Genomic DNA, 2,500 nt, shown 5'->3' with positions numbered 1-2,500 from the left:
CGACGAAGACGACGCCGAAGAGGCGGACGCCGATGAAGACGAAGACGACGAAGACGATGACGACGACGAAGACGACGACGAGGACGACGGCGAGCGCGGGCCGCCGGACCACGCCGGCGGTCCGGGCGGTAACTGACGACGCGCACCACCCGATCGACTGACGACGCGGAATCCGTTTTTTTGCGAACGCGGTCCGGTGTCGGCAGGGTTTAGTGCGGCGTGAGCGAACCGATCGGTATGAGCGAAGCCGCGTATCCGCCGGTGACACAGCACCTCTCGGACCCGGAGACGGCCCGGGAGGAGGGGCGCCGGAAGATGGACTGGGCGCTCCAGCACATGCCGATTTTGAACGCGCTGCGCGAGGCGTTCCGCGAGGAGCAGCCGCTCGCGGGCGAGACGATCGCGATGGCGATGCACGTCGAGGCGAAGACGGCGAACCTCGTCGAGCTGCTCGCAGAGGGCGGCGCCGAGGTGGCGATCACCGGGTGTAACCCCCTCTCCACCCACGACGACGTGTCGGCCGCGCTCGACGCCCACGAGTCGATCACCTCCTACGCGGTCCGGGGCGTCGACGACGACGCGTACTACGACGCGATGCACGCGGTCGTCGCCCACGACCCGACGATCACCGTCGACGACGGGATGGACATGGTGAAACTCGTCCACGAGGAGTACCCCGAGCTGATCGACTCGATCGTCGGCGGCGCCGAGGAGACGACCACGGGCGTCGACCGCCTGCGCGCGATGGACGCCGACGGCGAGTTACACTACCCCGTCTTCGCCGTCAACGACACCCCGATGAAGCGGCTGTTCGACAACGTCCACGGCACCGGGGAGTCCTCGCTCGCGACCATCGCGATGACCACGAACCTCTCGTGGGCCGGCAAGGACGTCGTCGTCGGCGGGTACGGCCAGTGCGGGAAGGGGGTCGCGAAGAAGGCGTCCGGCCAGAACGCGAACGTGATCGTCTGCGAGGTCGACCCGCGGAAGGCGCTCGAAGCCACATGGAGGGCTACGAGGTGCTGCCGATGGCCGAGGCGGCCGAGAAGGGAGACGTCTTCATCACGACCACCGGCAACCGCGACGTGATCACCCGCGAGCACTTCGAGGAGATGGAAGACGGCGTGCTGCTCGCGAACGCCGGCCACTTCGACGTGGAGGTGAACCTCGATCACCTCGCTGACCTCGCGGTCGACCGCTACGAGGTCCGCGACGGCGTCGAGGGGTTCGAGATGCCGGACGGCCGCGTCCTGAACGTGATCGCGGAGGGCCGGCTCGTCAACCTCGCCGCCCCCATCGCGCTCGGTCACCCGGTCGAGGTGATGGACCAGAGCTTCGGCGTGCAGGCGGTCGTCGTCCGCGAACTCGCGACAAACGGCGAGTCGTACGAAGCCGGCGTCCACGACGTGCCGGACGAGCTCGACCGCGAGGTCGCCGAGATCAAGCTCGCGGCCGAGGGCGTCGAACACGACGACCTCACCGACGAACAGCGCGAGTACATGGACAGCTGGGAGCACGGGACGTAGAGCCGAACCGACGGTATCCCCGTCGAGTATCGCCCGATCGCTGAGAAAGTTCTTTGGGAGACTGCATACAACCGTATGCACATGTCGAAAAGCATCCGTCTCTCGGAAGAGGCGTACGACCGTCTCGCCGCACACAAACGTGAGGATGAGACATTCTCCGACGTCGTTCTCCGACTCGCAGGCGAACGCTCCCTGTTGGAACTCGCCGGCATTCTGAGCGACGACGAAGCCGACGCGCTTCGCGAGGCCGTCGAAGAGCGCCGCGAGCGACGTGCCGCCGAGCTGGAAGACACGGCCGACCGGCTGCGAGAGGCGTAACGTGCTGCTCGATACGTCGTTTCTCATCGACCTGATGAACGGAGACGAGGATGCCGTCGAGAAGGCGTGCGAACTGGAGACAAATCTCGTCCAGCAGCGCATCTCCTCGATGACCCTGTTCGAACTGTACTACGGTATCGCCCGAGCAGCCGAGTCGAAGGCCGAGCGTGAGAACGTTGAGGGAGTTCTTGACTCGAAGCCAGTCCATCCGGCCGACACCGCCGTCATGCGGAAGGCCGGCCGACTCGCAGGTGAGCGACAGAACGAGGGGACGCCCGTGGGCGACGGAGACGTGGTCATCGCCGCCACGGCGAAAGTCGTCGAGGAAGCGGTCCTTACCCGAAACCTCGAGGATTTCGAGCGTCTCGGAGTCGATATCGAGAGCTACTGAAGAGCGGATCGCGATCGGCGTGAAACGGAGGGGAACAAGTGGCGCGCCTGCGAGCGGCTGCCCTCCGGCGGCCGCGAGCAGGGAGGGACCGAAGGTCCCTCTGGCAGCCGGCGCGTCGCGCCGGCGACAGCGCGCGAGGTCGTCGGGCGACGCCCGACTGCCAGAGAATCTCCGATTCTCGCTGGACGCGGTGAGCGCTCGGAGAGTACGAACCGCGAGGCTAGGGAGGCGTGAGGTGCGGGGCTGTGCGGGGTGGAGCGGTACG

2 protein-coding genes and 1 pseudogene are annotated in these 2,500 nt (G+C 66.7%); all 3 read left to right on the top strand.

Features of this window, described 5'->3' with window-relative positions:
* The first annotated feature begins 237 nt into the window (after positions 1 to 237).
* The 3 genes and pseudogenes from GJ633_RS15795 to GJ633_RS15785 all read left to right on the top strand — a co-directional run bounded on the left by GJ633_RS15795 (position 238) and on the right by GJ633_RS15785 (position 2,235).
* Positions 238 to 1,526 (top strand): annotated as a pseudogene (locus tag GJ633_RS15795) (adenosylhomocysteinase).
* 81 nt (positions 1,527 to 1,607) lie between these two features.
* Positions 1,608 to 1,844 carry an antitoxin VapB family protein gene (locus GJ633_RS15790; protein WP_156589541.1) on the top strand — a complete coding sequence of 79 codons (237 nt, stop codon included), beginning with the start codon at positions 1,608 to 1,610 and terminating at the stop codon, positions 1,842 to 1,844.
* 1 nt (position 1,845) lies between these two features.
* Entirely contained in the window at positions 1,846 to 2,235 is a 390-nt protein-coding gene (locus GJ633_RS15785) for a type II toxin-antitoxin system VapC family toxin (RefSeq protein WP_321169129.1), read from the top strand.
* The last annotated feature ends 265 nt before the right edge of the window (positions 2,236 to 2,500 follow it).

This window comes from Halorubrum sp. CBA1125 (genome assembly GCF_009742825.1).
Lineage (GTDB): Archaea > Halobacteriota > Halobacteria > Halobacteriales > Haloferacaceae > Halorubrum.
This window is presented reverse-complemented; position numbering and strand designations above follow the sequence as displayed.

Bases quoted from the DNA above. Each gene is read 5' to 3' on its own strand.
- GJ633_RS15790 (WP_156589541.1), top strand. From the start codon at position 1,608: ATGTCGAAAAGCATCCGTCTCTCGGAAGAGGCGTACGACCGTCTCGCC.